A 5,376-nucleotide genomic window follows, 5' to 3' on the forward strand; every position below is an offset into this window, starting at 1 on the left:
ACCTTAGATCGCTTAGCGAAGTCGTCACGCTTTATGATCGCATCCAGGGCCGCCGCGCCTGCTTCATCGAGATCCTCAGGTTGGGGGATCGATGTAACGATGAACTGCGGCAAGTCGGGGATCTGGACGCGCAAGCGTTCCGCGACGTTGTGTCCGGCGTAATCCACAGCCTCGCCATCGTCGAAGTTCTCGTTGAGGTTCTCGTCGAGAATCAGGACACCCACGTCGTTTGCGACGATCCACTCCCGGTAGTCATCTATCAAGGGCAGCGGCGCGCTATCGATAACGCCCCAATGCTGGTCGAGTTCCTTCAGCTCGAGCGCGATGTAGCGAAGGATCGTCTGACGCATCTTCGGACGGTCGTCAATAATTGCAATGTTGGGCATTGTGCGTCAGCTGCTAGGAATGAGTACTTCGAAATGAGCGCCACCGAGTTCGCCAGTGCCGTCGACGGTTAACTTGGCGTTTAACTCACGCGCTACTGACTGGACAATTGACAAGCCGAGCCCGGTTCCGATTGGTGCACCTCGACCGTCGGTCTTTGTCGAGAACAAAGGACTCCAAATCTCTCGTAGGTGCTCTTTCGCGATTCCGGATCCAGAGTCCGAGACGGACAGTTTAATCAAGCTATTTCCGTCGATGTGCGAAAGCGCCACCTTAATCTCACGATTCTTCGTTCTTAAGCCGACTGCATGGTAGGCATTGGTTAAAAGGTTGAGGGCGATCGATTCAATGTCCATCGCGAATGATCGGAGCTCGATGTTTCGCTTTATATGCGTGGACAAATGGATTTGTTTCGACTCGAAGATCGGCTTCAGTTCGGCGAGCAGGGAGGAAACTAGATCAGAGATGTTGACCTTTGTCTTACGGCGCTTGTCCTTCTTGATGCGAGTGAGTGCGAACTGGCCCCACAATTCGACTCTTGCAATGGCTTCCTCTGCCGCGACGGCCTCTTCAATGCAGGCGTCAACGTCAATACTTTTCGCGGACAGTAGCCGAGACAACAGGGTTGTCGATAGGCGTGCTTGGGCGAGTGCCGTCTCGGTTTCGTGGCCAAAGACGGCGGAAGAAATCCCTACCGTTGCCAGGCCGCGATACGTGATGCTCTGATTGGCGAGCTCTTCGATCTGTTTCTCGGCACGCTCAACTTGCTCAGTCACCGCGCGAAGGCGCGATACCGATTCCTTAATGACGCGGTCCGACTTTGGGCTACTGTCATTGAGCTCCCTCGACACTGACTTCAGTGTTGATTTGATTTCGGTGACAACTCGCGGCAGCTCTTCGACCTCTGCACTGGAAGACGTTGGCTTCTCTTCAGCCGTTTCGTGGTACTCGGCCTCCAGCAAAGCAATGCATCCGTATGTCGCGGCCTTCAAGACAGAGTATGCGTGACTCTGGATGAGGCCTTCACGGGCGGCACTGTCTGGGAGATTTGTATTGGTGTCCCGGCCAATATAAACAGAGCCCACAACCTGATTTGCGGCCATACGGAAGGATGCCCGGGCCCGACCCGCCGGATTCTTGTTCTTACGTGCGGCGAGGCTGAGCCAATCGCCTTCAGGGTGCTCGGGGTCACCATACGGCTTGACGCGGATCCCATCACGGTAGATGCGGATGCCGGCGTTCTGGTCAAGGAAGCTTTTGAGCGCTCCTAAGCTGAAGCCGCCGGAAAGACTTGCCGCTGACCTTGGAAAGAAGCCTAGGTCAATGTCGAAGGGGCCGGCGTCGTAAGTATTCAACGCCTCAGCGCCGCGGATCTGGTCCCAATTCACTTTTCCTGTGCGAATCGTGTGCCGAGGCCCGCCTGCCCGCTTCGGGGGGGCGCTAATCTGGAAGCTCAGGCGGCCATTTTTGTCGAAGCGCCCGGTAAGATGCAGGGCGGCGCTATGGACTGCGAGAGAGGTAATCTGTTGAAACGTGGTGCTCTCAGAGTTTTTCAGCCAGATTTTGAACCCATCTGGATGTACCTTGGGCGAGACAAGGCTACTAAGCTCGTCTTCTAGTCGACGAAAGTCGTCGGGAGTCCATTCTTGCCTAAGCTGCTTGATCGTAATCTCAGTGCCGGTAGTGCCGTTGCTTGTATCATGTGGCGGCTTTGGCAGTGCGTTTGGGATGTCGGTGACAGCCACTGCGCTCAGTTCGGTGTTCTCGACGTCGAACTGGTTCCAATCAACGTGGATTGCCACGGCTTGGGATCTGGTGGCTTTTGACCGAAGCTCCAAGACTGCCCCAAGCCGATCAGCAGATAGGCGACCGACACCTTTTTCGCCGGTTTCCCTTCGTCCCTTGGCGCTGACGGGCGACCTGCGCTTCTCAGAGAAGCCGATGCGAAGCCACTTTTCGTCGACATCCTTACTTGTCATTCCGTATCCGTCATCCGAGATTCGGATAAAGGTGACCGATGTGTCCTTCGTGTCCTTCCTGTCATGGCCGAATTCAATGTCTACGTTGCTAGCATCAGCATCGTAGGAGTTCTTGATCAGCTCAATGAGCGCCGTGGTGTGGTCCTTGATGCTCTCGCGTCCGAGGCTTAAGAGGACTCTGGCATCAACCTTGAATACCCGCTTCATATATCGACTAACTCCAAATATTCCGTGGTGTCTTCTTAAGTTCGCGGGGTGCAAGCCATCGCATTTGCGCACTCCATTAAGTCGACTCGGGCGTGGCGCTCGGTGCTCGGCGCTCCGCTTCTCGGCGGTCTTACTAGTCGGCAAGTTTATCGGCTGTGTTGCCCTGAAGTTTAGGGGCGGCACCGCGGACCGTACGGAGCGAGTGAAGGTTCTTCGTTCGGCGTGCCCAGGTTGGCCGCAAGAGAGGGGTCGCCCCCAGGGGTCAATGGAGTCGGGCCACTTCGATTGAGGTGGTTCAATGCAAACTTGCGAACGTCGCCGGAGAATTCAGAAAGGTGGATCATTCGATGACAATTTGCGCACAGAACGGCGAAGTCGCGTACGGGATCAAGCTCAACCCGAGATGCGGGCAACGTCGCAATCGGGCGTAGGTGATGCGCCTCTATGTAGCCCTGGCCGAGGTCGCCATAGAGTTCTTCAAAGTTGGCTCCGCATGCCTCGCACGTTGTTCCCCTGGCAAGTTTTACTCTCTTGACCAGCGCCCTGTTGCGCTCAATCCGAGTATGAAGCGTTCGCCGCGACGCATCTTCGTGGTTGTCGAAAACCTGTTCGGGCGAGTCCAGTTCATCTTCGTTGATCTGGAATCTTGCCGCTCGTAGCGTCAGCTCGGCATACAGTCCCAAGATTTCGCTGAGGTCTCGACAGAGCTCGTCATCACCGGGCACGCTGCCAGATTCGTAGTACGCGGCACAAATAACCCCAGCTTCGTAGAACGAAGTGATGCTTGAGCTGGAAGATGGGGATAGATCGATTTTATGAAGCTTGAAGGTTTGGGAGCGCGTTCCTACAAGCGCGCGGTAGTGCGCTGCGCTGCTTCTGAGGGCGGTTTTGGCATCGGATCGATAGTTTCTCCGAGCTTCGGTCATCGCCTGGACGAGTGTCAGGTACACCCCTTTCATGTCTTCCCGGAATAGGAGGCATACGTAATAGCCGCTTTGTGCTGTGGTGGTAACGGTCCTGTCTAGAATTGCTAGCCACGGACCTGCCGCCCAGTTTCCGTTACCTACGCTGCCCTTTACGATCAAGCCACGCGCCGCCTCGCCGAGCATTCGAGTGACCAAGCCGGGGAGCTCCCGGCGGATGAACTGCGCAAGTGGATGATTTGTTAGTTCGCTCGCGGTTGCGGACGAATACTCGTCCAGTACGCGCTGCACTCCGCGCGACACTGAGGCACTTTCGTTCCGTGCGTCAGTTGCGCTCGCCTGCGTCGCTTCGCTGCTTTGTTGATCAGCCATTAGGCTCCCCCCCCTCTTGATGAGAAGTATCTCAGCATTCAAATGCTGAGCAAGGGGAATCCACGGATCGGGCGCTCGTAGTCCCGAATATTCATGGAAATCAGCGATCTATCGCCGTCTTGGCATACCAAGCGAGATCGCGGCCCGTGCGTTTGAGCGAGGGTCGCTCCACAGAGGGGCCCGTCTGTGCTTTGAGCTCAAGTGTTTGGGAGCGCGGCGGCTCTCGCGCTAGATCGCCAGGTTTCCTAAACCCCGCCCGGCGCAGACAAGATTTGTCGTGGAGAGCCCGGTACGCGCATTGGCAAACTGCCGCGCACCGCGATTCGTGACGTGGGTCCGAATGCTCGAACTAGTCACGGCCGTGGGGGTTCGAAGGTTCGAGGTACGCAGTACCTTCCCTCCTCTGCTAGGTCGCAAATGGAATGGCTGTAGGTAAATTCGGCAGCAACATGCCTCACCTCTCTAACGGCCGTCCAACCTATTCGCCCCACCGCCAAATCGGATGACAGGGTAATGATCCGAGTCTCCTCGAGTGCAGGGAATCCTGGGGCGCCATGCGGTTGAGCAGGGGGCGTCGAACAAACCAGCAGACAGCGTGCTTCATACGGTGCCGAGGTCGTTGCGCATCCGCTTGCCGGACCCTGGCGCACGCATCGCTGGAATCAGTTGAATTCGGATTTTTGGATGAGCGTTCAGTAGTCTGGACATCCGGTCGATCGACGCAATTCTGTACCCGAATGACTTGGCCGGTCAGGGCCTTTGGGTGGCCAGGCGCGGAATGTCCTTATGGCGTTCGTCCTCTGTCAGTTCGAGAGCGTCGATATGGAGCGGACGCTCGAGATGCTGTCTGGGTGCAACGGGTCCGGTCTTGGGTGAAGTCAAGCAATGGTCCTCTGGCGGCGGCAGGGATCTACTGGCCCACCTGCAAGGCACTATATCGCACGCAAGGAAGACAATTGATGCCGTTGGCGTGGGCCCAGCTATTGGGGGCGTGATCAGCAAATGCGCGCGGACTATGGAAAATCGTGGCGACAGATGAGCGATGACCCCGTCGAAGTATCGGTCCAAGTACACGCCTACAGACAACCGAATGTTGTTTTGATACGGTCGTTCCGTTGCCTGCGTCATCGCCACCAAAGCCGCGCAGTCAACCATCGCTCAACGCGGTGAGAAGCGCGGGCCAGGAGTGCTGTAACACTCAAGGCCCGCTAACCATAACCAACTGTCTGAGAGCTGATACATGGCTACCCCCGATCATACGGTACCTGCTCGCCCGCCGAACCCCCTCGGCGACACCCCCAACGGTTACCGGCCAGTCTGCATACCGCGCAGACACGGTTGAAGAACCGCGGCGGCGGCCGCTTTCTCTAAGATCTTTCTTGGCCGTCCTACCCGGCACGTAGCCGCTTGGGTCGGTGGTCAGGGCTGACGCCGCGATCCACTTCGTCAATTACGCCGCCGGCGCCCGGACACGGGCAGTCGTTGAACCCGCGAGTCCTATGGTCCGCGGC

General features: G+C 57.0%; 3 protein-coding genes. All 3 read right to left on the minus strand.

What is annotated here, in order from left to right; all coding sequences use genetic code 11:
• A partial coding sequence (locus tag AC1DT2_RS15025; protein ID WP_477297172.1) for a hypothetical protein occupies positions 1-350 on the minus strand: 350 nt, incomplete at its 3' end.
• Between the two features lie 42 nt (positions 351-392).
• Positions 393-2,570 (minus strand): ATP-binding protein, encoded by a 2,178-nt coding sequence (locus tag AC1DT2_RS15030; protein WP_477297174.1) that lies wholly within the window; start codon positions 2,568-2,570, stop codon positions 393-395.
• A gap of 170 nt (positions 2,571-2,740) precedes the next feature.
• Positions 2,741-3,865, minus strand: coding sequence for an MrcB family domain-containing protein (locus AC1DT2_RS15035; protein ID WP_477297175.1), 1,125 nt, complete (start codon positions 3,863-3,865; stop codon positions 2,741-2,743).
• Positions 3,866-5,376: the final 1,511 nt, after the last annotated feature.

Source organism: Luteibacter sp. P4_E6 (genome assembly GCF_056401535.1).